Below are 463 nucleotides of genomic sequence, written 5' to 3'. Positions count from 1 at the left end.
CGCCTGGAAATCGCGAAAGTGGCCGAAGTGGCTGTCGTCGGCGTTCTGCGTGTCGGGGAAGTCGTGGCGCGTGAGCGGATCGCGGTTGTAGCCGAAGATCGCCCAGTCGACGCCCTGGTCCGACAACCGCCCGAAGATGCTCGGGCAAGTGAAGATCTTCACGTGATCGTCGAGGTGGCCCTGCGACGTGGCGGCGAGCGCGAACGCGCGGTTGGGCATCGTCATCGTCGGCGCAGACGCGAACCAGCGGTCGCACACCGCATAGCCCTTCGCGAGCCCGGACAGCACGGGCAGCAGCTCCGGCGTGTACATGCCCATGATCTGCTCGGGCGTCGTGCCGGGCAGCGCGTCCTTGTCGTGCCGCGACTGATCGGTCGCGATCGCCGACTTGAAGTTGACGACGAAGCCCTGATTGGTCGGCACGGCGCCGGGGGCGGGGTGGTCGTCGCAGAACAGTTGATAG

The 463-nt window shown here is 66.7% G+C and carries 1 protein-coding gene; it reads right to left on the bottom strand.

Going from position 1 to position 463, the window contains the following annotated elements; all coding sequences use genetic code 11:
- Positions 1-463 (bottom strand): alkaline phosphatase family protein (locus J5M58_RS26765; RefSeq protein WP_207880389.1); only part of this gene is annotated, 463 nt, incomplete at both ends.

This window comes from Pseudomonas sp. 32_A (assembly GCF_017490905.1).
GTDB lineage: Bacteria > Pseudomonadota > Gammaproteobacteria > Pseudomonadales > Pseudomonadaceae > Aquipseudomonas > Aquipseudomonas inefficax.
The sequence above is the reverse complement of the archived record's forward strand: the minus strand, read 5'-3'. Positions and strand labels throughout refer to the sequence as shown.